20 protein-coding genes, 1 tRNA gene and 5 pseudogenes are annotated in these 25,665 nt (G+C 36.4%); 12 read left to right on the top strand and 14 right to left on the bottom strand.

What is annotated here, in order from left to right; genetic code table 11:
- Positions 1–587: 587 nt before the first annotated feature.
- Positions 588–1,119, bottom strand: a pseudogene (locus BN67_RS12765) (helix-turn-helix domain-containing protein).
- A gap of 15 nt (positions 1,120–1,134) precedes the next feature.
- Here BN67_RS12765 and BN67_RS06415 point away from each other — a divergent pair.
- Positions 1,135–1,365, top strand: a pseudogene (locus BN67_RS06415) (DnaB-like helicase C-terminal domain-containing protein); the annotation flags it as partial.
- Positions 1,366–1,642: 277 nt separating this feature from the next.
- Here BN67_RS06415 and BN67_RS06410 read toward each other — a convergent pair.
- A tRNA-Lys gene (locus tag BN67_RS06410) sits at positions 1,643–1,718 on the bottom strand.
- Positions 1,719–2,564: 846 nt separating this feature from the next.
- Here BN67_RS06410 and lexA point away from each other — a divergent pair.
- Both lexA and rimO read left to right on the top strand, forming a co-directional pair.
- Complete coding sequence (gene lexA / locus BN67_RS06405; RefSeq protein ID WP_019223315.1) at positions 2,565–3,278, top strand: transcriptional repressor LexA; 714 nt, start codon at positions 2,565–2,567, stop codon at positions 3,276–3,278.
- 241 nt (positions 3,279–3,519) lie between these two features.
- Positions 3,520–4,833, top strand: coding sequence for a 30S ribosomal protein S12 methylthiotransferase RimO (rimO, locus tag BN67_RS06400; RefSeq protein ID WP_019223314.1), 1,314 nt, complete (start codon positions 3,520–3,522; stop codon positions 4,831–4,833).
- A 35-nt stretch (positions 4,834–4,868) separates the two neighbouring features.
- Here the strand turns inward: rimO and ttcA are convergent, their stop codons facing one another.
- The 4 genes from ttcA to BN67_RS06375 all read right to left on the bottom strand — a co-directional run bounded on the left by ttcA (position 4,869) and on the right by BN67_RS06375 (position 8,446).
- Positions 4,869–5,714, bottom strand: a complete 846-nt coding sequence (ttcA, locus tag BN67_RS06395) for a tRNA 2-thiocytidine(32) synthetase TtcA (protein ID WP_019223313.1) — start codon at positions 5,712–5,714, stop codon at positions 4,869–4,871.
- A gap of 290 nt (positions 5,715–6,004) precedes the next feature.
- Positions 6,005–6,622 carry a 30S ribosomal protein S4 gene (gene rpsD, locus BN67_RS06385; RefSeq protein ID WP_019223311.1) on the bottom strand — a complete coding sequence of 206 codons (618 nt, stop codon included), beginning with the start codon at positions 6,620–6,622 and terminating at the stop codon, positions 6,005–6,007.
- Between the two features lie 173 nt (positions 6,623–6,795).
- Positions 6,796–7,617 carry a glutamate racemase gene (gene murI, locus BN67_RS06380; protein WP_019223310.1) on the bottom strand — a complete coding sequence of 274 codons (822 nt, stop codon included), beginning with the start codon at positions 7,615–7,617 and terminating at the stop codon, positions 6,796–6,798.
- Positions 7,610–8,446, bottom strand: a complete 837-nt coding sequence (locus tag BN67_RS06375) for an RNA methyltransferase (RefSeq protein WP_019223309.1) — start codon at positions 8,444–8,446, stop codon at positions 7,610–7,612. The genes murI and BN67_RS06375 overlap by 8 nt, the downstream gene beginning before the upstream one ends.
- A gap of 355 nt (positions 8,447–8,801) precedes the next feature.
- On the opposite strand from BN67_RS06375, the gene sfsA reads away from it, so the two are divergent.
- Genes sfsA through radC form a run of 3 tightly spaced genes read left to right on the top strand, consistent with a single transcriptional unit; the run spans position 8,802 to position 11,153 of the window.
- Positions 8,802–9,518, top strand: coding sequence for a DNA/RNA nuclease SfsA (gene sfsA / locus BN67_RS06365; protein ID WP_019223307.1), 717 nt, complete (start codon positions 8,802–8,804; stop codon positions 9,516–9,518).
- On the top strand, positions 9,511–10,341 hold the full coding sequence (map, locus tag BN67_RS06360) for a type I methionyl aminopeptidase (protein ID WP_019223306.1): 831 nt from the start codon (positions 9,511–9,513) through the stop codon (positions 10,339–10,341). Before sfsA ends, map begins: the two co-directional genes overlap by 8 nt.
- A gap of 17 nt (positions 10,342–10,358) precedes the next feature.
- Entirely contained in the window at positions 10,359–11,153 is a 795-nt protein-coding gene (gene radC, locus BN67_RS06355) for a RadC family protein (protein ID WP_019223305.1), read from the top strand.
- A 43-nt stretch (positions 11,154–11,196) separates the two neighbouring features.
- Here radC and BN67_RS06350 read toward each other — a convergent pair whose 3' ends face one another.
- The 4 genes and pseudogenes from BN67_RS06350 to BN67_RS06340 form a co-directional block, all read right to left on the bottom strand.
- Positions 11,197–11,409 carry a DUF3126 family protein gene (locus tag BN67_RS06350; protein ID WP_019223304.1) on the bottom strand — a complete coding sequence of 71 codons (213 nt, stop codon included), beginning with the start codon at positions 11,407–11,409 and terminating at the stop codon, positions 11,197–11,199.
- Between the two features lie 623 nt (positions 11,410–12,032).
- On the bottom strand, positions 12,033–12,806 hold the full coding sequence (locus tag BN67_RS06345; RefSeq protein ID WP_019223303.1) for an alpha/beta fold hydrolase: 774 nt from the start codon (positions 12,804–12,806) through the stop codon (positions 12,033–12,035).
- A 12-nt stretch (positions 12,807–12,818) separates the two neighbouring features.
- A pseudogene (locus BN67_RS14865) lies at positions 12,819–13,210 on the bottom strand (DUF192 domain-containing protein); the annotation flags it as partial.
- A 316-nt stretch (positions 13,211–13,526) separates the two neighbouring features.
- Positions 13,527–14,102: a cold-shock protein gene (locus BN67_RS06340; protein WP_019223302.1), complete on the bottom strand. Its 576-nt coding sequence runs from the start codon at positions 14,100–14,102 to the stop codon at positions 13,527–13,529.
- Positions 14,103–14,403: 301 nt separating this feature from the next.
- Here BN67_RS06340 and BN67_RS06335 point away from each other — a divergent pair, with 301 nt between their 5' ends.
- The 5 genes from BN67_RS06335 (at position 14,404) to BN67_RS06315 (ending at position 19,300) form a co-directional block, all read left to right on the top strand.
- Entirely contained in the window at positions 14,404–15,546 is a 1,143-nt protein-coding gene (locus BN67_RS06335; protein WP_019223301.1) for an ABC transporter substrate-binding protein, read from the top strand.
- Between the two features lie 143 nt (positions 15,547–15,689).
- Positions 15,690–16,766, top strand: coding sequence for a branched-chain amino acid ABC transporter permease (locus BN67_RS06330; protein ID WP_019223300.1), 1,077 nt, complete (start codon positions 15,690–15,692; stop codon positions 16,764–16,766).
- On the top strand, positions 16,766–17,824 hold the full coding sequence (locus tag BN67_RS06325) for a branched-chain amino acid ABC transporter permease (protein WP_019223299.1): 1,059 nt from the start codon (positions 16,766–16,768) through the stop codon (positions 17,822–17,824). Before BN67_RS06330 ends, BN67_RS06325 begins: the two co-directional genes overlap by 1 nt.
- Complete coding sequence (locus BN67_RS06320) at positions 17,821–18,603, top strand: ABC transporter ATP-binding protein (RefSeq protein WP_019223298.1); 783 nt, start codon at positions 17,821–17,823, stop codon at positions 18,601–18,603. The genes BN67_RS06325 and BN67_RS06320 overlap by 4 nt, the downstream gene beginning before the upstream one ends.
- The gene (locus BN67_RS06315) at positions 18,590–19,300 is read left to right on the top strand and encodes an ABC transporter ATP-binding protein (protein WP_019223297.1); all 711 of its coding nucleotides are present in this window, start codon (positions 18,590–18,592) and stop codon (positions 19,298–19,300) included. Before BN67_RS06320 ends, BN67_RS06315 begins: the two co-directional genes overlap by 14 nt.
- A 289-nt stretch (positions 19,301–19,589) precedes the next feature.
- Here BN67_RS06315 and BN67_RS11745 read toward each other — a convergent pair whose 3' ends face one another.
- On the bottom strand, positions 19,590–20,264 hold the full coding sequence (locus BN67_RS11745; RefSeq protein ID WP_019223295.1) for a DNA adenine methylase: 675 nt from the start codon (positions 20,262–20,264) through the stop codon (positions 19,590–19,592).
- 40 nt (positions 20,265–20,304) lie between these two features.
- A pseudogene (locus BN67_RS12760) lies at positions 20,305–20,560 on the bottom strand (helix-turn-helix domain-containing protein).
- 164 nt (positions 20,561–20,724) lie between these two features.
- On the opposite strand from BN67_RS12760, the pseudogene BN67_RS12755 reads away from it, so the two are divergent.
- Positions 20,725–21,292, top strand: a pseudogene (locus tag BN67_RS12755) (helix-turn-helix domain-containing protein).
- A 2,458-nt stretch (positions 21,293–23,750) separates the two neighbouring features.
- On the opposite strand, the gene gatA reads toward BN67_RS12755, so the two are convergent.
- A complete protein-coding gene (gene gatA, locus BN67_RS06270) occupies positions 23,751–25,235 on the bottom strand; it encodes an Asp-tRNA(Asn)/Glu-tRNA(Gln) amidotransferase subunit GatA (protein WP_019223286.1) in 1,485 nt (494 codons plus the stop codon).
- A gap of 30 nt (positions 25,236–25,265) precedes the next feature.
- Complete coding sequence (gatC, locus tag BN67_RS06265) at positions 25,266–25,553, bottom strand: Asp-tRNA(Asn)/Glu-tRNA(Gln) amidotransferase subunit GatC (RefSeq protein WP_019223285.1); 288 nt, start codon at positions 25,551–25,553, stop codon at positions 25,266–25,268.
- Positions 25,554–25,665: the final 112 nt, after the last annotated feature.

Genomic DNA, 25,665 nt, shown 5'->3' with positions numbered 1-25,665 from the left:
ATAAATGCATGAAAACAGATATCATAGAGAATAAAAGTATAATTATATCAAATGGTTATATAAAAAATAACATTACAATATAAACTGTGAATAAGTGTACTGATTCTGCATAACCTGAGAATGCTCCGATGTAGTTTGACAGTAGGTTTTGCAGTAAGTGGGAAGAGGTGGAATTAGTTAGGAATAGGTGGTAATTTGTTGTTTTTACGTACAATTTTTACCATTAAATGCGCGTTTTCAAAATAGATTTTGACAGCTAAAATTGGAAAAAATGCGAAAAATGGTAAAAGTTACGATTTTGTAGCAAAAATGAGAAAAGGCTTTGAAAGATCTTTGAAAACCCTTTGAAGATTTTTAAAAAGTCTGTGAAAGCCCAGAGAACCAGCTTTGAAGACCCTTTGAAAAAAATCAATCCAAAAGTTCAATGGACTCTAAAATCAACCAAAAATGACCCAAAAAGCAAAAAAGATTTCCATATATACGTGGAAATCTCTAAAAATTGATTTAAAAACATTGTTTATCAATGTATTATATTAAATACTTAATGTAAAAAGATTTCCACTTTGATTTTTGATTTTAGGGTGGCATTAAGCCGTATCTTGTGTAGTTACTAGATGTGCTTTTTCAGCTTCTATTTGATGCTTTAAATGCAATTTTAGAAGAGGCAAAGTAAGTTCCAACTTCTTCCGTGCCGTTTATGTTTTGAACAAGCTCTTGTAACTTTTTATAAAGCTCTGCCGCTAATTCCGCTATATCTTCAGGAGAGAGTTTTACATTTACATCGCGATAGGTTGTATAAGCTACGCGACCGAGTTTTTTCATGAGTCCAGTAGGAATGGTAGGTGCTTTAAAGCCTGCAGCTTTCGCTTTTGCCATGTCACTAAACATTTCACCTTCACCAGTAACGAGCCAATCTAAGGAGATTCCACAACGATTTTTATATATTTGCAGTATAGATGCAGGGGGTTCTCGTAAACCCGTTTCATAATTGCGCATAGTCGTTTCGGGAATATCAAAATGTTTAGCAAATTGCCTTCGCTCCGTGAAACCAAGGGTATGCCGTATTTCACGTAATCGTTTTGCCAATAGTGTTTTTGGTTCTTTTTCAGGACGTGCCAAAAAAAATCACTCCATGAACAAGATGCCGATATTGTGCTGTTTGTTTATCGCGGAGAATATTATCTCAAAAATGAAGCACCCAAAGAAGGCTCCCTTGAGTATAGTAAATGGCAAGAGACAATGGAGAAAGCCAGGGGCAAAGCTGAGGTTATTATAGCCAAACAACGTCATGGTCCGACAGGCGTCGTTCCTCTTGCCTTTCAATCCGATTTTACACGCTTTAGCAATCTGGAAGAGAGAAGATAATCGTAATATCTTAGAAAAAATCCAAGAGGCTCTCACCCAAAATTATGCATCTTAAAACGCCCTTTGAAGACCCTTTGAAAACCTCTTTAATTTTTTTAAAAAGGCGTGAATTTTAAAAATGAATTGCTGCAAAACCTGATGACAAGCTACATCCGATTAACTTGGAAAAGATTTGAGTAATAGAGTACGTTTCAACAGTTGTGAATTGTTTTTCGGGAAATTTTGATACTGCCTAGAAAGAACCTTAAAGTCTTTGATTCAAAGACTTAAAAAACTCTGGTGAGCGCGCAGGGATTCGAACCCTGGACCTACTGATTAAAAGTCAGTTGCTCTACCAACTGAGCTACGCGCTCCCAAACACGTCATTCCGTTTGCAGAAAGTGAATGAAACATACGGTTGACTTTTCATTTGGTCAACACCTTTCGAGAAAAAATATGATTATTTATTCTAGTTATCAATATTTTTCTATCTTTTTTCATTTCTTCATCATGGTGTATTCAAATTTTTCCCTTTTAGAGCTGGAATAAAAGAATGTTTCATAGATTTTAGAATACAAATAACGAGTCTTCAAAATGACGGGAAAAACAAAAAAGCCAAATAGCATGGACCGTTTTTTCATCTAAAGAGTAGAGTAAAAAGATAGATTTATTCGAAATGATGGTTACTGTAGTATTTATAGAGAGGCGTCAGCACTCTCCCTGTAATATAAAGCATAACTTTTATAATGCATCATAGCCATATACTGGAAGTTTATGATTCTATAGAAATAAAGAAAATAACATATGAAATGATTTCAAGGACGTATTGAAATACAGTCGCTGTTAAAATCGTAAAAAATCTGTTTCATCAAGTCTTTCATGATAGAAACGACAAGGGAACACACCTTTCTTTGAAGAGACAAAGAACTCTTTATTTAGACAAAATACAAAATTGAATATTGAATTTAAATAAATTAATCATCATCAAAGATGAACAAAATATATTAAAATTATTGTCTTATAGATGCTAATATAGCTAGAGAAATATAATTATACTCACTATATTATAAGATATAATATGTCTTAGTACAGTGACATAGATAATTATTTTATTTGTAGAATCAAGAAGATGAAGGAAATATGTTGATTAAATTCAAAAAAATATTTTTAAATCATTGATTCCATCTTACATTTTTCTTTCTTTTTGATTGGAAGAGTAGATGTTAACGTGTAAACAATATGAGCTACTTTTGTTCATTTACAATCATATAAAAGAAACTGGCATTTCCCCCTCCTTTGATGAAATGAAAACTGCATCAGGCCTTTCTTCAAAATCGGGCATTCATAAGCTTATTATTGCTTTAGAACAACGAGGCTTTATACGCCGTTTACCCAATCGTGCGCGCGCAATTGAGGTGCTTCGTCTTCCCGAGAAAATAACATTTAATCTTTCTTTAGCGCGTAAAATTGCTCCTAGCATAATGGAGAAAAATAAAAGAGGAAAATCAAAAAACTTTAGCAATTTTGATAATCTTGAGGAAGAAGAAAAAGCAAATATTACTATCCCTATTATGGGACGCATTGCTACAGGAATACCTATCTCTGCTATATTGCAGCAAACAAATCTACTTTCCATCCCACAAGATATGATTAACTCCGGTGAGCACTATGCTTTAGAAGTCAAAGATGATTCTATGATCGAAGCCGGTATTTTTGATAAAGATACTATAATTATTAAACGCCAAAATACAGCAATATCAGGTGAAATTGTTATTGCATGTATTGATCAAGAAGAAGCAACTTTAAAACGTTATCGGCGCCAAGGAACTTCTATTGTATTAGAAGCCGCAAATCCTCATTATGAAACACGTGTATACGGATCTGAGCGTATACAAATACAAGGAAAACTTATTGGGCTTATTCGTAAATACTAAAATTTTTGAGCGCTTCTCATACATTCAATAAGAAATAATTTAGCAGTAAAAATATTTGGTATTTTGGTTATTGTGCCACTTACATGAATAAGACATGATATATTCGTGAATAAATTATAGAAAATAATAACTTTATAAAAAATTATCTTGTATATAGATTAAAGATAAAGAGTCTTTTTACTTTATAAAGTAAGACAGAAAATAAATTTAATCTCATAAGTATAAAATTTTAGGATTCATCATGGCAGTACCTCGCATTAGTTTTGTTTCTCTTGGATGTCCAAAAGCATTGGTCGATTCTGAGCGAATTATTACAAAACTTCGGTCTGAAGGTTATGAAATCTCACACAAACATCAAGGTGCTGATCTTGTCATTGTGAATACATGTGGTTTTCTTGATTCGGCACGAAATGAATCATTAGCCAATATTGATAAAGCCCTTAAAGAAAATGGAAAAGTTATTGTCACTGGATGTCTTGGTTCTGATCCTGCTATCATTCAACAAGCACATCCTCATGTATTGGCGATTACAGGACCACAAGCCTATGAAAGTGTTATACAAGCTGTTCATACGGCCGTTCCCCCCGTTCATGATCCTTTTGTTGATCTCGTTCCCTCGCAAGGTATTCGCCTAACACCACGCCATTATGCCTACTTAAAAATTTCTGAAGGCTGTTCTAATCGATGTAGCTTTTGTATTATCCCTACTCTTCGTGGTAATCTTACCTCACGTCCTATCAATGATGTTCTTCGCGAAGCTGAAAAACTTGTACAGGCAGGTGTAAAAGAGCTTTTAGTCATCTCACAAGATACGAGTGCTTATGGTATTGATCTTAAATATCTCGAAAACTCCTGGAAAAATCGTACAGTAAAAACAAAATTTTTTGATCTTTGTCGCGAACTAGGAGAGATGGGGATTTGGATACGCATGCATTATGTTTATCCTTACCCGCATGTTGATGAAATTATTGAACTTATGGCAGAAGGAAAAATTCTTCCCTATCTAGATATTCCTTTTCAACATGCCTCACCGACTGTTTTACGCAATATGAAACGTCCTGCTTTTATGGAAAAAACAAACCGTAGAATTGAAAAATGGAGAGAAATTTGTCCAGATCTGACCTTACGATCAACCTTTATTGTCGGTTTTCCAGGGGAAACAAATGAAGATTTCAATATACTTCTTGAATGGTTAGAAGAAGCAAAAATTGAACGCGCTGGCTGCTTTAAATATGAAGAAGTAAAGGGAGCGGCCGCAAATAATTTAGGACTAGAAAAAATTTCTGAAGAAATAAAAGAAAATCGTTGGCATCGCTTTATGGCAAAACAACAGCAAATCTCTACGCGTCTTTTAAAGAAAAAAGTCGGAAAAAGACTCCAAGTTCTTATCGATGAAAGTCAAGGAAAAGTTGCTAAAGGTCGTAGCCAATATGATGCACCAGAAGTCGATGGTGTTGTGCATATAACCTCACGGCTGCCAAAGCGTGTTGGTGAATTTGTCACCGTAAAAATAGAACAATCAGATGCTTATGATCTTTATGGAATTGCAGTTTAAAATTATAAAAAACTGCATTTAATGAATATTGATTTTTAGAAATTTTCAAAATCAAAAATTTTTTTATCAAGTAAATGGCTTGGACGTACATTGGTTAAGGCACGAATCATAGTGTCTTTACGTCCTGGCATTTTTCTCTCTATATATTTTAGCATTTCTTTCATTACATTGCGTTGTAAACCCTCCTGACTGCCACAAAGATTGCAAGGAATGATAGGGAATTGCATTACTTGAGAAAATTTTTCCATATCTTCCTCCGCCGCGTAAACAAGAGGACGCAAAACAAAAAGATCTCCTTCGTCATTGATAAGCTTTCCAGGCATGGCGGCTAACCTGCCACCATGAAACAGGTTCATAAAAAACGTTTCTAGAACATCATCACGATGATGCCCTAGAACAAGGGCAGAACATCCCTCTTCGCGAGCAATACGATATAAATGACCACGTCGCAATCGAGAACAAAGTGAACAATATGTTTGTGTCTGTGATAATTTATCTATAACAACGGAATAAGTATCTTGATATTCGATGCGATAAGGAATTTGATAAGAACTTAAAAAGTCTGGAAGAATATGTTTTGGAAAACCTGGTTGTCCTTGATCAAGATTACAGGCTAAAATTTCAACAGGTAAAAGACCACGCCATTTTAAATCTAAAAGAAGCGCTAATAAACCATAAGAATCTTTTCCACCTGACAAAGCAATGAGCCACTTTTTTCCTGAAGAAAGCATCGAAAAATCATCCAATGCTTGCCGTATATGACGCAAAAGCCGTTTGCGCAATTTATTAAACTCTACAGTTGAAGGCGCACCACGAAATATAGGATGACAATCATCAATTTCTTTCACCAAAGGATCAGTTCTCTCTACATTCTTTTCCATTGTCTAATCTTGAACTGAAACTTTCTTCATAAGATCATAATCCTGCACAATAAAGAGATTGTTTTGCAAGAAAGCCAGAGCTTCATAACAGACATAACGCAGTTCAGACTGATGCCCCATTGATCTATGTAAAAGACAAAAAACGGAGCTATACAAATGATGTTGTTATAAAATATAACAAAAAATTCAATATAGCACCATTCGGAGTAACCATTTGTTAGCTTCAAAGACTACAAAATAATAATCTTAGAGCATATAAAAAAATGAAGAGAGCGATACTCCCATAAAACTCAGCGAGAATAAAACTCAACAACCAAGTTAGGTTCCATTTGTACAGCATAAGGAACATCTGCAAAAGCAGGAACCCGCGTAAATGTCGCTTTCATCTGATTATGATCTGCTTCAATATATTCAGGCACATCACGTTCTGCCAGCTGCACAGATTCCAAAACCAAAACAAGCTGCTTCGATTTTTCACGAACCTCAATAACATCACCTGGTTTACAACAGTATGATTGAATATTTGTACGCCGCCCATTCACTTTCACATGACCGTGATTGATAAATTGACGAGAAGCAAAAATCGTAGGAACAAATTTCGCACGGTAAACAACTGCATCCAAACGCGACTCTAGAAGTCCGATAAGATTTTCACCCGTATCACCACGTCGACGAGCAGCTTCTTCATAAGTTTTACGGAATTGTTTCTCTGAAATATCACCGTAAAATCCTTTTAACTTCTGCTTAGCACGCAATTGTACACCATAGTCAGACAACTTTCCTTTACGGCGTTGTCCATGCTGACCAGGTCCGTAATCACGGCGATTAACAGGAGACTTTGGACGACCCCAAATATTCTCCCCCATACGGCGGTCAATTTTATATTTCGTTGTTTCGCGTTTACTCATCGCATTTCCTTTAAAATAAAAAACAAAATCCCACGAGCGAGATTATAAGGAAACGCGCCCTCCTCTGCCTTCAAATACAAAGACTGACAGAATACCCTTAACATAAAATGCAAAGCTATCCACGGGACACGTCAATTAACACCATTTCTTTAAAAGAAAAAGCTGGCGCAACTTTATTGATCTTGTATTTCAAAGTCAACTCTTTTCATCTCATTTAAGCCAAATCCTTTTAACAAGTTTTTTGTCGAAGAAGTCATATTTTGCGATGTAAGCAATGCAAAATCCTTATGATTCTTTATGTTTTTTGAATACACTCTTTCCGGTAATAATGATTTTGTGTGTTTGGCTATAGCTTTTGCCGAATCGATCCATTCAACCGGCCATAAAGCTTGTTCACGAAATAAATGAATCAAAAAAGGATAATGTGTACAAGCCAAAACAATGACATCGGTATATTTACCATTTTTCTGAACAAAGCAGGGAAGGATTTCTTGGCGTAATTTTTCCAAATCGATAGATTCTCCACGTAAATAATCTTCAGCAAATCCAGCAAGTTTTTCACTCCCCACAAGCTGAACATGGCACTGATCAGCAAAAGAGTTGATAAGTTCTTGCGTATAAGTACGCTTCACTGTCCCAGGAGTGGCTAAAACTGAAATATAACCAGATTTTGTTTGTTCAGCGGCTGTTTTAATTGCAGGAACTGTCCCAACAAAAAGCATTTTAGGAAACTTTTGTCGCAAATCTGCCATCATTAATGTTGAAACTGTATTACAAGCGATCACACATAAAGCAGGGTTATAACGTGTTAAAAGATTTGTAAAAATTTTAGCAATACGATTTTTCAAAACATTTTCTTCCCAACTTCCATAAGGAAAGCCTGCGTCATCGGCAACATAAATAAATTGCTGATGAGGAATAAGAGTGCGCACTTCTCTCAACACTGTTAAACCGCCAATACCACTATCAAAAAAAAGAATAGGCTGCTCATCCATTCGTTTTCACACTTGTTTTTATGTTTTTACGACCACGACCTACAGGCGCACCACTTCCCCGTGGAAGTTCAGGTGAGAAATGATCCAATGAAGAGACAACCCCTCGTAGCAAACGAACTTCAGACTCGCTAAAATTGGCACGTGTAAAAACAGAACGCAAATTTGCTAGCATCACTTCTTTACGCTCTTTGGGTCTAAAATATCCACGAATGTCTAAAGCATTTTCCAATTGAGATAAAAAACCATGGAATGTCGCTTTATTAGCTGGCTCCATTTCTACTGCACGAAAAGCCGTATCGCTCATTTCCTCCAAACCTGATTTCATCCATTCATAAGACATAAGCAAGACTGCTTGTGCAATATTGAGCGATGCAAAAGCAGGATTAACGGGAAAAGTGATGATTTCATCAACAAGACTTATCTCGTCATTTTCTAATCCCCACCGTTCTCTTCCAAATAAAATACCTGTTTTCTGCCCAATATTTTCACGCTGACGTAAGATATTTGCTGCTTCAACAGCACTTTTTACAGTTTTAAAACCACATCTTTCACGCGCTGTTGTAGCAAAAATATAATGCAAATCTGCAATCGCCTCACGCAACGTACCAAAAATGAATGTGTTATCAATAACATGATCTGCTTTACTCGCAGCAGCTCTGGCTTTTTCATTTGGAAATGATTCTCGAGGTTTTACTAACCGAAGCTTAGAGAGTCCAAAATTTGCCATCGCCCTTGCTACCATACCAATATTTTCAGGCAATTGCGGTTCGACTAAAATAATAATGGGACCATTTGTCAAATTTTCGCGATTCCTATTGGTTCCAGCCATCAATCCTACCTAAGTATCTATTATTATACCCTTATTACAGTTTTTTGAACGTAACTTTAGAAAATAATTAGTAAAATAATCCTTTAATAGCAAATTATAGCTAACATTATCTTTTCATTCAGAGTTTATTATGAAATAGCATCTTTAAAAGAATTAACAATGGTCTAAACGATATTAATCATGCCTAAAAAACTGATCATGAATGAGAAAAGCAAAAGATGCGAAGAAATGTTCTGCATGTTTTTAACATTTTTGTGCATCATGTGCATCAATAATGTCTTTTAAAATATGCTGTACAAAATTTACAGATCTTACCTTGCCTTGAATGATGAAATTATAAATTCTAAACAAGAATATGCTCTTTATTCCTAAACTTTTTCCTGCACAACTTATTCGTCGTTATAAACGTTTTCTCGCTGACGTTAAACAAAGCGATCAACATATTTTTACCGTATCAGTTCCCAATACAGGATCGATGCTTGGGTTGACAACTCCCAACTCCAATATTTGGCTTTCATATCATAATAATTCCAAGCGAAAATATGCGTATCAATTAGAAATTGTTGAAACAAATAACACTTTGGTTGGTATCAATACGACTTTGCCCAACAAACTTGCATTAGAAGCGATTCAAAAGGGCTTATTACCCGAACTAAGCCAATACAAAACAATCTTAAAAGAACAACGTTATGGTACGCAATCACGAATTGACTTTCTTCTGCGTGATGATACCCTTCCCGATTGTTACCTAGAAATCAAAAATGTCCATTTCATTCGTCAGAAAGGATTAGCAGAATTTCCCGACACTGAAACAAAGCGTGGCACACGTCATCTTGAAGAACTTATAAAAATCGTGCAACAAGGAAAACGAGCTGTTATGCTTTATATAATTCAACGAGAAGATTGTTCAGCCTTTACAATCTGCCACGATCTTGATCCAACCTATGGACGTAAATTTAATTTAGCGTTAGAATCTGGGGTGGAGTTTTATGCTGTAAAATGTCACGTAAGTGTAGAAGGCATTTTTCCGGTTCGTCGAGTGAAAATAGAAAACAGAAAAAGCAATGACTGATTATATTGAATATAATAAAATCCCCTTAAAATCTAATGGACAAATTCGCATTTTTGATGAACACGCTTTTTCGAAAATGCGGGAAGTTGGTCGTATTGCTGCAGAATGCCTTGATGCACTTACAGAAATTATTAAACCAGGTATCACAACACAAGAAATTGATGATTTTGTCTTTATTTTTGGCGCCAAACGGGGGGCACTTCCTGCTGATCTCAATTATCATGGATACGGACATTCATGCTGTACATCCATTAATCATGTTGTATGCCATGGTATTCCCAATAAAAGAACTCTACAAGAAGGCGATATCGTAAATGTTGATGTAACCTTTATTCTCGATGGTTGGCATGGAGACTCAAGCCGCATGTATCCTGTTGGAAAAATCAGACGTGCTGCAGAACGGCTGCTAAAAATAACACATGAAAGTCTTATGAGGGGAATTGCTGCTGTCAAGCCAGGCGCAACGACAGGTGATATTGGTGCCGCCATTCAAAACTATGCAGAATCTGAACGGTGCTCTGTTGTAAGAGATTTTTGTGGACATGGAATTGGTCAGCTTTTTCATGATGCTCCCAATATTCTTCATTATGGAACTCCTGGAAAAGGGATAGAGTTAAAACAAGGTATGATGTTCACAATTGAGCCAATGATTAATCTTGGAAAACCACAAGTTAAAATTTTATCTGATGGATGGACTGCTGTTACACGTGATCGATCTCTTACCGCACAGTATGAACATACAATTGGTGTAACAAATGAGGGGTGCGAAATTTTTACACAATCTCCTAAAGGTATTTTTTATATTCCAAATTCATGTGCTTAAATAAACGTAGAAATGTTATGGTAAAAAAAATAAATAAAAAGGAAGACATTCAAAGTGATTATTTTTTATTAACATCAAGTCCCCTTCTTGACCCAATAGCAAAAGTACAACAGACAAAACTTCAAAAAAAATTACAAACACATAAACATTATCAAGGACATCGTGAGCGCCTTCGTCAACGCTATTTAAAATCAAAAGGAAATGCAATTGAAGATTATGAATACCTGGAGCTCTTGCTTTTTCGCACAATTCCCCGAGCAAATACAAAACCAATAGCCAAGAATTTAATAGCGCGATTTGGTTCATTAGCAGATGTCTTGGGTGCTGATATTCATCGACTTCAAGAAATTCAAGGCTGTGGTCCGGCAACTGCTATAGATTTAAAAATTATTTCAGATGTTGTTGGACGCGTTGCCCGTGCAGAGTTGTTTAAACGTGATATTTTTTCATCATGGGATAAAGTCTTAGCTTATTGTAAAGCTGTCATGGCTCACGAAACACGCGAACAATTTCGTATCTTATTTCTTGATAAGAAAAATGGTTTGCTTGCCGATGAAGTGCAACAAACTGGCACCATTGATCATACGCCTGTTTATCCACGTGAAGTCATCTCTCGTGCTTTAGAATTATCTGCATCAGGGCTTATCTTAGTGCACAATCACCCTTCAGGCGATTCGACACCCTCCAAAGCGGATATAACCATGACATACAGATTAAAAGATGCCGCAAATGCATTGGGCATTATTCTTCACGACCATCTTATTATTGCACGAAATGAACATACAAGTTTTAAAGCATTAAAACTCATATAATCTTATGAAATGAGAAAAATTCGCTTAAAGCTTCACAATAGAATCAAGTTTCTAAATCAAGATCTAAGATGGCCATTGAGAAATTATATGAGAGCTCACCCTCATCTTCATCTCGATAGATAATACCTAAAAACTCATCGCCCATATAAACCTCACAAGAATCATCTTTTTTAGGCCGTGCTTTTACTTGCAATGCTGAATTTTGGAATATTTTTTTTAAATAACGATCAAGTTTTTTTATTTCATCAGCATTCACTATGCTCTCCTGTTTTTTGAGACTATTCAATTAATTTTTGTTTGGTAAATAAGCTAGCCTTACGACTCTGTAAAAAGAAACTTACCCTTAACCTTCTCTCAATATTACCTATAATTCAAATAACACTATTTCCATACATTTACTAAATGATTTTTACAAAGTAGTTAAAAGAATTCATCATTCGTAAATATACTCGGATAGATTTAAAAGTAAAAAAAATGGGTAGAAAATTGTAAGTTTTTAATGAATTTTATCTTATCCCCCATTTTAGCGATTTCTTTTACGAACATATTCTGACGAAATATTGATCAACTGCTTATATTTTTATCTTCTATCCAAGAATAAAATTTTTATAAATTAAAAGCATTTCTGCGTTTGAGATCTGCTTGATTTATCGTAGTTTCCTAGTGCATGATTGAAAAGTAATTCATTTTTAATGATTTTTAAAATCTACACATTTAACCTATGAAAAAGAATTACACGCTTACACAAAACGAATGAGACTATATCGTTATTTCTCCTCTTTTTTTATAAAACTTGTATTTCCGCAGCTAAACCTCTAAATAAATTTTGTACCTTATCCAAAATAAAAATATGAGATATTGTAAATTTAAACATCATTTTCACATAAGTGGATAACGAGAAAGGAAATCGATAACGCCTTTTTTGTAGACTTTATCTCCCACAGCTAGCATATGATCTCGACCAGGAATGGATAATGCTTCACCGTAAGGCAACAAAGCTGCTAACGGTTCTGCTTCGCCACCAATTTCATCTAATGAGCCAACAGCAACAAGTGCTGGTTGCTTAATTTTATAAACCTCAGATGCTGTTAACTCTTGTTTTGATGTAACAACACAAGCTGCAAGAGCACGTTTATCACTTTTAGTTTGATCTGCAAATTTACGAAACATCAAACCACGCGGATTGGTAATGGTAGAAATATCTTCTGCCAAAAGGGCTTCCGCAACAGGTTTCCAATTTCCTGCACCTGTGACCATACCAATACCCAATCCACCAAAAATAACGCTGTGTACGTATGTTGGATATGAAAGAGCCATAAATGCACTAATCCGTGCTCCCATAGAGTATCCCATCACATGCGCTCTGGATACCCCTAAATGTTCCAATAACTTCATAGCATCGCTAGCCATAGCTTGAGGTGTATAAAAAGCAGGATCATAACTTTTAATAGAATCCCCATGTCCGCGATTATCAAAAGCGATAACACGATAACCCGCTTGTGTGAGAATTCCAAACCAACCCGTTGCATACCAATTGACACGAGCAGAAGAACCAAAGCCATGAATCAATAAAACAGCTGCGCCCTGCCCTTCTTCTCGGTAAGCAAAACGTAAACCATCATATTCAAAAAAACGAATTTCTTCTGCTGTCATTTTTGTCACCCTTTCATATTCTCCACAAATAGCAGGATGAATAACGTGCTGGCCCTTCGCTATTCTCTTTTCAGAAACTTCACCGACATTAATCTCAATTGCAAAAGCTGCAGGAACTTGCGATGAAATAACATCCGTTGAAAATGAAAATGTGTTTTCAACAATTGATACAATTATTCCTTCATTGGTTTAAAAAATCATATCTAAAGGTAAAGGCGTATTTTCCATCCACATAAAAAACTTTTTTATCTTTATAATTGATTCCTAAAGAGCATTACATAATTTTGGGGAAAGTCCGTACGATACATCAAACCTGTTCTCGCCTAGAATGCTATAAAAGCAATCTCTACATTTAAAAAAACCGTACCCTCTTTTGTCTCTATCTCTAAAGGACCAGGATAGATAGGGACCTCTACAGGTCCCTCTTAACTCTAACTACTCTTCTAACATAAAAAAGAGCATTGATACAACTAATGAACCTTCTTTTAAATAAAAGACTTTAAGACTTTTATCCTCACAACAAATAGCCCTTTGAAGGTTGTATAAAATAGAAAGTAAAAACGACAATCTTCTCATCTCCTTCAATATGAACGTGGAAATTGAAGGCAACTCACAGAGATATCCTTTCTCAGACACATTGGCTTATAGCTATTTCCATTTAAGTATTTGCATAACAACACTTCATTAAAATACAAGATCATATAATCTTAAAAGAACAACTTAATGCGTAGAAAACGAAACTCCAATATCAGGATAAATCTCTGCTGTCATCAAGCCTTTTTCTCCTTTACCAAACCGGACAAGGACAACCTGTCCAGAACGAATCTCTGCTAAACCAAAACGACGCAACGTTTCCATATGAACAAAAATGTCTTCCGTACCCTGCCCGCGGCTAAGAAAGCCAAATCCCTTATCACGATTGAACCATTTAACAATTGCGCGCTCTAAACCACTTTCTGGTGTCACAACAACATGAGTACGGGGTGGAATTTCTGAAGGGTGAATCGCTGAAGAACAGTCTATGGACTTCACCTGAACACACTTTAATCCTCGTTCAGTTTTCTCCACAGCACAGACAACTTTAGCGCCCTCCAAAGCTGTTTGAAACCCATCTCTCCGCATTACTGTAACGTGCAACAATATATCAGGGAAATTAGGCAAATCAGGCACAATAAATCCATACCCCTTACTACTATCAAACCACTTAATGACACCACTGATTTCAATGATTTCACCACAAGAACCTATACTGTCCTCAGATGGGGAATAATCTTTTAATGCATCCTTACTCGTCATAATAAAATGTGACCCTGTAGCTCTAAATTGTACGATATTGATTCTCTATGCTTAAGTAAACATTGCTCTTGTATCAACACGCAAGACCCAAGATAAGATTTCCCCATATTGTCGTCCACCCTATGTTGATATCAACGTGGATATTTATAAAAATGTTTGATTGTCTTCTTCAGATATCTTACAGAAAACAATGCACAATATTTTTTACACAATGATATTTTCATTTCAATGTGTAACTTGCATGCTAAAGAAGTTCAGGATAAAGTGCGGAAATTACAACCAAAACTAAGGAAAATGCGCAATGCAATTGAAGAAAATCCTCACTACAGTCGCAGCTGCCATAACATTTGTAGCAAATGCAGCAAATATCCATGCAAATGAACCTATCAAAATTGGCGTTTACCTTCCATTGAGTGGTCAAAATGCATTTGGAGGAGAACTTGAGATTAAAGGTATAGAATTGGCACACAAAAAAGCCTCTGAAGTATTGGGACGTAAAGTGGAGCTTATTGTTATCGATAATAAATCAGATAAAGTAGAAGCTGCCAATGCTGTTATGCGTTTAACTGCAAGTGAAAAGGTCAGTGGAATTATCGGGAGTTATGGTTCTTCACTTTCATTGGCTGGTGGAGAAATAGCGGAAAAAGCGAAAACTCCAAGCATTGCGACTTCCTCAACAAGTCCACTTGTTACACAGAACAAAAAATACTATTTCCGCGCGTGCTTCATTGATTCCTATCAAGCCATAGGAATTGCAACTTATGTTAGCCAAACTTTAGGTGTCAAAAAAGTCGCTATTCTCAAAGATATATCAAGTGATTACGCAATTGGTCTTTCAAGTTATTTTCTGCGTGATTTCAAAAAATTAGGTGGTGAAGTTATTGCAAATTTAAATTATAATTCAGGAGATCAGGATTTTTCAGCTGTTCTCACACAGATTATAGCCAAAAAACCTGATCTTTTGTTTATTCCGTCCTACTTTTCTGAAGGTGCCATTATCGTGAAACAGGCCCGTGAGCTAGGTGCAAAGTTTCGAATTATGGGTGGAGATGCTATGGATAATCCAGAAACGGTTACAATTGCTGGGAAAGCTGCAGAAGGTTTCTTACATACAACGCTTCCCTACAGTGAAAACATGCCAAATATGTCAGCATCTGCACGAGAGTTCACAAATGAATGGAGAGCTGCATATCCTGACAAGGAGCCGAATATTAATTCTGTTCTTGGATACACGAGTTATATGATGTTTATAGAAGCTATTAAAAAAGCCGGCAGTGCCGATCGTGAAAAAATCACTCTTGCTCTGAGCCAATTAAAAGATTTTCAGACACCCATTGGTGATATGACTATGGATAAAAATCATAATCCTAAAATTCCTATTGGTATTATTGAAATAAAGGGGGGGAAACGTGTCTATTTAGATGAAGTCAAACCTGCTTTTTAGGAAATTAAAGATTTTTCTAATCAAATTATAAAAAAATACAAAAATTGGTTGAGGACTTTTTTCTCAACTAAAATCTGAGGATCTTTTATTCTATTCTTTGTAAGTTAGCATATCCAAATTAACGTAATGTGGAAGGATGAGAGATGAGCACTGAAATGTTCATCCAGTATTTTTTTAATGCACTGGCATTGGGATCTCTTTATGGGCTTATCGCCATTGGTTACACCATGGTCTATGGTATATTGAGACTTATTAATTTTGCTCATGGTGACATCTTTATGCTAGGGGCATATTTTGTTTTCTTTTCCACCATTAGCTTTATGCCTGCTTGGGCTGCAATTCTTCTTCTATTATTAGCATTTCTTATTTATTATTCGGTATTTGTAGGGTTTAAAAAACGTCCTCCAACTTTTTTGATGGCTGTTTTTTTAATTCTTATTTTAGCGCTCATTTATTATTTGAAAATTTCTCCACAAGACTTTACGCCACCTTGGATATTAGCCCTTTGCTTTTCAATTTTTATCACAAGTGCAGTGGGCGTTACGATTGATCAGTTTGCTTATAAACCTTTACGCCATGCTCCTCGTATTTCAGCGCTTATCGGAGCAATAGGGGTTTCTTTTTTCATTGAAAACCTAGCTACTGTCGTCTTTAGTGGTGTTCCAAAGGGTGTAAAACAACCAGATTTTCTTGTGGTACCATTTTTGTGGCATTTAGGACCAGAAGCAGATGGAATCATTAGAATTGCTCCTATGTCTCTCATTGTTCCCATTGTTGCCTTTATTCTTATTATTTTATTGCTATGGATAATTCACAAAACAAGACCGGGCCTTGCAATGCGCGCCATTTCCCATGATATTGAAACGACACGCTTGATGGGGGTTTCTGTTAATAAAGTGATTGCATTTACATTTGGGATAGGTTCTGCACTTGCTGCTATCGCCGGCATTATGTGGTCATTACGCTATCCTCAAATCCAACCTTATATGGGAATCCTTCCTGGACTCAAGGCATTTATTGCTGCTGTTATTGGGGGAATTGGCTCCATTCCAGGGGCAATGTTGGGAGGATTGTTACTAGGGTTTATTGAAATTATGATTATCGCATTTTTTCCTGCTCTCTCTGGATACAGAGATGCTTTCGCTTTTGTTTTATTGATTCTGATTTTATTGGTAATGCCCACCGGATTAATGGGTAAAAAGAGTCAGGAGAAAATCTAATGGCAAAATCAGTTACGACTTTTCTATCGTATATCAGTATTTTAATCCTTATCGGTTTTTTATTTTACGCTGACAGCCATTTTAATGACTATACACTTCGCGTTATTAATCTCATTGCTATCAATGCAATATTAGCCGTTTCACTTAATTTGATTTACGGTTTTACGGGTATGTTTTCTCTTGGACATGCTGGTTTTATGGCCATTGGTGCTTATGTATGTGCCATTTTACTTTTGTCTCCTGAACAAAAGGAAATGATGTGGATTCTTGAACCAATGGTTGAGCCATTAAATCACCTACAGTTGCCTTTTTTCGTGGCTGTGGTTGTGAGTGGTTTATGTGCTGCAGTAGTAGGTTTATTGATTGCTCTCCCCATTTTACGTCTTGGTGGTGATTATCTTGGAATTGCAACATTGGGATTTGCAGAAATTATTCGTATTGTTATTACAAACGCAACATCTCTCACAAATGGTTCTCTAGGAATCAAAGGGATACCTCAAAATGCGACGTTATGGTGGAATTATGGTTGGTTAGCATTTACGGTGGTCTTCATTCTTCTTTTATTGCGAAGCAATACTGGCAATGTGCTACGTGCTATTCGTGCCGATGAAATCGCCGCAAAAACCATGGGCGTTAACGCTTTTTTCTACCGGAGTTTTTCCTTTACCGTTGGCGCATTTTTTGCAGGTATCGGAGGGGCATTAATGGCTGCTCTTATTTCAACGATTGACCCCAAAATGTTCAACTTTCTTCTTACTTTTAACATTTTGATGATTGTTGTTGCTGGTGGTCTTGGTTCAATAACTGGAAGCATTATTGGAAGCATTATTGTTACAGTAATGCTTGAATGGTTGCGCATTATTGAAAGTCCATTTGATTTAGGTTTTATACATATTCCAGAGACACCAGGGCTCCGTATGGTTATTTTTTCTCTTTTGTTGCTTGTTATTATCTTATTTTGGAGAAAAGGTTTGTTAGGACAACGTGAATTCTCATGGAACGGGATTTATAACTTTTTAATACGCAAGAGGCTCTCTAATACTGAGGGAAAGCTATGAACGATACCATTCTTTCACTCAATGATATTGTAATGCACTTTGGCGGATTGGTTGCTGTCAATAACGTGAATATGGCGATCAAAAGAGGTACAATTACTGGATTAATTGGTCCTAATGGCGCTGGAAAAACAACTATTTTTAATATGATTTCTGGGTTTTATGCACCTACAAGTGGAACGATTCTTTTTAATGAGAAAAAGGTTTCTGGAGCACCTCCTCATATTATTTGTAGACACCATATTGCACGAACATTTCAAAATATTCGTCTTTTTTCAGGGTTAACAGTCTTACAAAATGTCATGGTAGGAGCCCATGTTCGACAAAAATACCCATGGTTTTCTTCCGCTTTGTTTTTTCCAAAGGCAATAAAAGAAAAAAGAGAAATTCATAAAAATGCGATGAAACTTCTCGAGCAATTACAACTTGATCATCTTGCGCATCAATCAGCAATGACACTGCCTTATGGTGTGCAAAGACGTTTAGAAATTGCGCGTGCGCTAGCAACAAAACCAAAATTACTTCTTCTTGATGAGCCTGTTGCTGGCATGAATCCACAAGAAAGCGAGGATCTTCGAAGATTTATCGCGAAAGTACAAAAAGATTTTGATCTAACGATTTTGCTTATCGAACACGATATGAAAGTTGTTATGGGACTTTGCCAATATATTTGGGTAATGGAACACGGCTGTCCTATTGCCAATGGCACACCAGATGAAATTCGTAATAACCCTAAGGTTATTGAAGCTTATCTTGGCGGAGATGTTTATGGATATTCTTAAAATCAAAAATCTTCACGTTCACTATGGCGCCATTAAAGCTATCCAAGACCTTTCTATGTCTATAAAAAAGGGAAGTATAATCACTTTAATCGGTGCAAATGGAGCTGGAAAAAGCAGCATTGTACGCTCTATTACAGGATTGAATCAGTCTATTCACGGAGAAATTACCTATAAAGGCAAATCAATTATAAAAAAAACACCAGAGGAGATTTTGCGTTTAGGTATTGCTCTTAGTCCTGAAGGACGACGCATTATGCCTCATTTCACTGTTTTAGAGAATCTGCATCTAGGGGCTTATATCCGTCATGATAAATCCGAAATTTCTCGCGATATCGAATGGATATTTGAACTTTTTCCACGTCTGCGTGAAAGAGCAAAACAATTGGGAGGAACGATGTCAGGTGGTGAACAACAAATGCTTGCTGTTGGGCGTGCACTTATGAGCAACCCATCTATGATCATACTAGATGAACCCTCGTTAGGCTTAGCACCACTTCTTGTTCGGGAAATTTTTTCGATTATTCGAAAAATTAATGATATGGGAAAAACTGTTCTCCTCATTGAACAAAATGCATTTGCAGCACTTTCCATTGCTGATTATGCCTATATTTTAGAGGTAGGGCGTGTTTTATTTCACGGTGAAGGCAAGACCATGCTGTCTGATCCCCGTGTGAAAGAAGCATATCTTGGTGGTTAAAGAACGATAATATAAGATAGTCGAAAGTTCAAAACAGCGATTGTCCCCTGAGGAATATTTTTTAAATTTGCAAAAAATATTACATGTGCTTTTTTCTTACCTTTAAAAGAAGCATATACAATTTTCTTTTAGAAAAATTAAGGAGGCAAAAGTGGAAGGCGTTCTTCAAGGTTTTATTATTACTTCCTTTTAGCTTTGCTTACCCCCTATTTCAAAGAGTTTTAAAGGGGTTTTCAAAGGGTCTTCAAAGATCATTTAAAGCCCCTTTAAGGCAGCTTTTTCTCCTTTACTAAAAATCGCAATTTGAGATGATAATCTCTTGAGCCGGAGTCGGCTTATTTGATGAAGAGCAGGTATAAGAAGTGGTGACCTCTTTTATCTTAAATGGGCTAAAGCTTTTACGGATCTCGGGCACATCATTGAGAAACAGAAGAAACTTCCCCTTTAATTGTGCAAGCAGTGCGGACATCCTCTGATAATCCTCTCGCTTAAACAAATCCTTTCCATAGTAATCCTCAGCACCCCAATAAGGCGGATCAAGGTAAAACAAGGTGTCCTTCCGGTCATAGCGCTTGATAAACCCAAACCAATCTAAATGTTCAATGGTAACACCCGCTAAACGACGGTAAATAAGCTTTAAGGAGGCTTCAAGTTTGAGACTATTAAACCGTGCACCACGGTGTGGACTTACTCCAAACGTCTGTTTGGCCACTTTGCCACCAAAACTCAACCGCTGCAGATATAAAAAACGCAATGCCCGCTCTAAATCTGTCAGGCTCTTTGGATCTTGGGTGCGTAACCGTTCAAACGCCTCACGGCTACTCACCTGGAACTCCAACAGATCCATGAAAGGGTAATAATGCCGTTGCAACACCCGAAAAAAATTCACCACATCACCTGAACGATCATTGATCACTTCACAGATAAACCTTTTTATCTTATGGTAATGAAATTCATGGCACATTCGCTAATATGCAGAGCCTGACAACGAAGTTTAAGCAGCACTACCGGCGCAATGGGAAATGTTTGATGGAATCTGTATGCGCGTATTTTGCTGCTTTAAAAATGCGACGGCGACTTTTGGGGTAGCGCTCAAAGAAAACTTGCTCGACGGGCAAGCCGATAAAGTCTGCAATAGCACGCTCGGCTTTCTCATTGGGTCGTGTCCAGATATGCTGAACGCTGGATGAGGGGAGTTGATATGCTTTTGCAAATTCCGCTAAGGTCATGTTACGGCAACGGATATAGCTCGGCAAAAATACTATGGCGATCTCATTTTTGTGTGGTTGTCATAAGGTTTCGCTCCTGCTTTAAACAGATGTTCCCATATCCGTTTTTTGTGGGGTTAAATGTACAATAAATGCCCTCAATAACGAGCGGTATAATAGGATATATAATTAGCTTTTGTGAATTGGTAAGTCTAAATGTGGATTGGGAGTGATTTTTGGGAACGACCTAAAAAAGAACCTAAAACAGAACTTGCAAAACGATTACGTGAAGTACGACTTGCCCCTGGTTTTTGGGAACGCAAACAGCTTGCTGATCATCTTGCGGTACCTGAAAGTACTATGAATAATTAAGAAACTGGCTTGCGCGAACCACCTGTATCGATGTTGATAACTTACAAAAATATTTGTGGTGCATCTGTGGAATGGCTAGCTACAGGTGAAGGTGAAATGTTTCCAAACGTAGCAAAAGAGAAAACAGCAGTTTTAAAAACACCTACCATTCCTACTGGACTCATGAAAAAGCTTGCTCGCATAGCTTATACAACCTATCGCGATGCAAATATAAAACTCCTCCCCTGAAGACATAGTGGAATGTGCAGCTCAGCTTTATGGAAAGCTGCAAACAATGGTTATAGATATAAATGATACCGAGGAGGTAGACGCCTTTCTGCCCATCTTGCAACTCCAGCTTAAGCGACAGATCAAGGAAGAAAAAATGATCCCGCATCCATCCAAAATAGGGACTAAAACTACTCAATTTTGAAAAATGATGGCGGGAATCTATTTTGTTTTTTTGATAAATTTTTCCTTATTTTCGTTGCCAACACACGCATAATGCAAAAATCCTCAAAGCCTCTTCAAAGGCGGTTTTCTGGGTTTTTACAAACTTTTTAAACATCTTCAAAGACCTTTCAAAGTCTTTTCTTATTTTTGCTACAAAATCGCAATTTTTATCATTTTTCGGTAATTTTCGCAATTTTAGGTGTCAAAATCTGTTTTGACGAAACACGCATTTAATGGTAAAAATTGCAAGTATAAACAACAAATTACTACCTATTCCTAACTCATGCCACCTCCTTCCCACTTAGTGCAAAACCTACTGTCACATTACAAAGAGATTCTAGCAACATCTTTTAGTCATAAAGATTATAGGTTTTTGCACATTTTATTGAGCATATCCGTTAAGAGAAATATACCCCTCTTGTACCAAAGCAATATCCTTTTATGCAGCTCATCCACGCGCATGTTAAAAATTCTTTCTCACCCCTCTCATAAAACACCTAAAGAATGAGGCGCAATATCGGGAGGACTAACGATCTATGACAAGTATTTTTAAAGAGACTTCCCTCGTTATATCTAAGTTTACTTCATGAAGTTACCTATGAAAGATATAATGCAAACTATTGCTATCATTATCTTTTATGAAAGTAATAAACTGCATTTTTATATTTATCAACTTTCCATGATCACAAAAGCTTTTACATTAAGATGATTTATAAGAGGCATTCTTATGTCTCAAGAAATATCCCCATACATCATTAATCCAACTTATGGCACGCAAAGAAATAATTTTGATTGTCGCCTCATCACAGATCAATTTTAGACAAAAACGTTTAAGAAAAAAAGAAACAGCCCTCTCATGAGAAGGCTATAAAAAAGTCTTTCACGAAAAATACATTGAGAAACATTCTCTTTTACACTTATGAGATAACAACAGCATGATTATTTTTTAAAAAGATCTCTCCATTTTTCTGATATGTATTTTTATAATAATGGGAACAATTTGATTTATAACATTTTTATGATTTTCATATGAGAGCTTTCAATATAACATCTTCTCTTATTTCAATCTGCTTTAGGGAAGCCTAAAAATGAAATTGAAAACCCTTAAACTTTGAAGAATCTTTCATAAAATTAACATTTTAAAAAATCATTTTGAAATGAATTCTCTTAAACATCTAACGCCTCTTACTATTGCCGATACCTTTAGTATTATTTTACGAACTGAAAATATAAATGCTTTGGCAAAAGAAACAGATTCAAAAATAGAATGTTTTATATCACTTTTAAGAAAAATAGGTGCCACTAACAGCTTTCCACTTTTAGTTTCTGTGTTTTCTGCTCTTAATTTTCAGCGATACGTATAATCTTCAACTTCATAAATCTAGGGTGAAGTAAATACACCTCTCTTTTGATGTCAGTGATTAATTGCGAACTGAATGATCGTGTGCTTTCTTGGGGCTAGCCCTGCACTCTTTCATTCATTTAGCATAAAAAGTAAACTCTTGACCTAAGGTACAAACCTTCTTTTGATGGGTGAATTCTCTCCCTCTTTTTTTATTCCTTAATTTCAATTGGAGCATACTCAGGAGTATTAGTAGTATTGAAATTTTATCAACATATTGATTTATAATGGTAATTTATCATCATTGACTTTAAAACATACCCTGAATATTATAAATTCCTCTTATTTCAAATATCTTTATGTTGAATCAATTTTGTTCACTTGGCTTTACGCCATAAACAGGATTGGCGTAAAGATAAAAACGAGGGAAGAGAAGAGGAAAAATGCCTCTCAAGAATAGACTTCCCGCAACAGCTTTAAAGGAATAAGCAATAACAAAAAGCTATAAAACAAGCTAAGAATATGCCACTTCATAAGAAGATGTTTTCATTATTATGAGTTGGTAAATAGATTGAGAGCTGATAAAGAGAATGATAGTGCTGGCTTGTATCCTAACATCCCCAAATACTGTCTTAAAGTAATATCTTGATTACAGGGTTGAAAACACTATGGAGAAACATCCATACTGATCACATTTTTATTTGGGCACATAAAAATGCACCTGTTACGTATAAAAAATATCTCCTTTTTAAAGGAATTGATCATTCATTTGTTATGATGTAGTTTCCCTTACGTTATGACGCATAAGATTCACAGCTGTGTGAAAAAGTAACAACAATATTTTTAGAATTTTATATGATCTGGAGTGTTTCAGATATTATGGAACATTTTTCATACCAATAATAGCTTTCTCTGCAACAACATAGTGATATCTATAACCAAAACATTCTGCTTAAGAGATTAAAAAAACAGAATCTTATGAGATTGAAAGTCTTTATTTAAGGAGTAAAAAGGAAACCTTATCTTTATGATAACGATAGTCCTCTCATTAAAATTTTTAAAAATAAATTTTTTACAAAAAACCAAGTTCTTTATGTCATAACCACCATTTTTCTGCACTAAATGTTCCAGCGGCTTGTTCTATGATATATGCTATTTGAAAAATGCTTTCTTCAGCAAAAGGCTTACCAATCAACTGTAATCCTAGGGGTAAACCATTTTCTGAGAGTCCCGCAGGAACAGAGATTCCTGGTAAACCAGCCATATTAACTGGCACCGTAAAAATATCATTGAGATACATTGCAACAGTATCATTTTTAATTTTTTCATCACCGATACGGAAAGCGGCTGTTGGGGTTGCTGGTGTGAGGATAGCATCAACACCGGAAGCAAAACATTGATCAAAATCACGCTTTACCAATGTTCGTACTTTTTGAGCTCTTATATAATAGGCATCATAATAGCCTGATGAGAGCACATAAGTACCAGTTAAAATACGCCGTTTAACTTCATCACCAAAACCAATTGCACGGGTATTTTCGTACATTTCAATGATATCTTTTCCCGGTACACGAAGACCAAAACGGACACCATCGTAACGCGCTAAATTAGAAGACGCCTCCGCAGGAGCAACAATATAGTAAGCAGGTAAAGCATATTTCGTATGGGGAAGTGAAATATCTCTCACTTCAGCACCTGCTTCTTTAAGCCAATTTATCCCTTTTTGCCAAAGCTCAATAATTTCAGAAGACATTCCCTCCGTACGGTATTCTTTCGGAATTCCTATTTGCATTCCTTTAATCGTTTTACCAAGATAACTTTCATAATCAGGAACAGGTAAATTCACGGAAGTGGAATCTTTTTCATCAAAAGAAGCCATTGATTTGAGTAAAATAGCACAATCACGAACATCCCGCCCAATGGGTCCTGCTTGGTCAAGAGAAGAAGCAAAAGCGACAGTTCCCCATCGTGAACAACGTCCATAAGTTGGCTTTATTCCTACAGTCCCCGTGAATGCCGCTGGTTGACGAATTGATCCACCTGTATCTGTTGCTGTTGCACCTGCACAAATCCGTGCTGCAACAGCGGCTGCAGAACCACCTGAAGAGCCACCAGGCACGAGCCTCTCATGAGAGCCTTTTTTCCTCCATGGACTAATAACAGGACCATAATATGACGTCTCATTAGAAGAGCCCATAGCAAATTCATCCATATTGAGCTTGCCTAACATCACAGCGCCATCTTGCCATAAATTAGCGGTCACCGTTGATTCATAGTGCGGTTTAAAACCATTAAGGATGTGCGAACAAGCTTGAGTATGAACACCATCTGTTGCAAAAAGATCTTTAATTCCCAGTGGAATCCCCTCTAGGATACCGCCCTCGCCTCTTGCTAAACGGCTATCTGATGCCGCAGCCATTTTTTTTGCTTGTTCTGCTGTTATCGCCACATAAGCATTCAAAGTTGGATTAGCCAATTCCATTGCTTTCAAATAAGCGTCTGTTAATTCAGTTGCTTTGAATTCTTTTTTTACGAGAGCATCACGCGCTTGTGCAATTGTAAAAGTGGTTAAATCAGTCATATTGATTCTCAAATTTTTAAATATAAAAAGTTACTCGACAACTTTTGAAACAAGAAAAAATTTTTCTTCTGTAACAGGTGCATTTGATATAATGTCTGCGGCTTTATCACCATCTGTGATACGATCTTTACGCATCCGTAAAGACATTGGCACCACTGATGTTAATGGTTCAACATCGCTGACATCAACTTCATTCAATTGCTCCACAAAGCTTAAAATGACATTAAGTCCTTTTGTCATACGTTCTGCTTCATCATCGTGGACAGCAATACGCGCTAAGCGCGCCACCCGTTTGACTGTTTCTTGATCAACAGACATATTACGGCCTTTCTCCTTGTTATTTTTATATTCCTTTACTAACTATACAAGGCTATGTTTACAAGCACAAGAATATTGATAGAGTATAGTATGAATGTAAAATACGCAAAGA

Source organism: Bartonella rattaustraliani AUST/NH4 (assembly GCF_000312565.1).
Lineage (GTDB): Bacteria > Pseudomonadota > Alphaproteobacteria > Rhizobiales > Rhizobiaceae > Bartonella > Bartonella rattaustraliani.
Note: the sequence above shows the minus strand (reverse complement) of the source record. Positions and strands in the feature narration are given on the sequence as shown.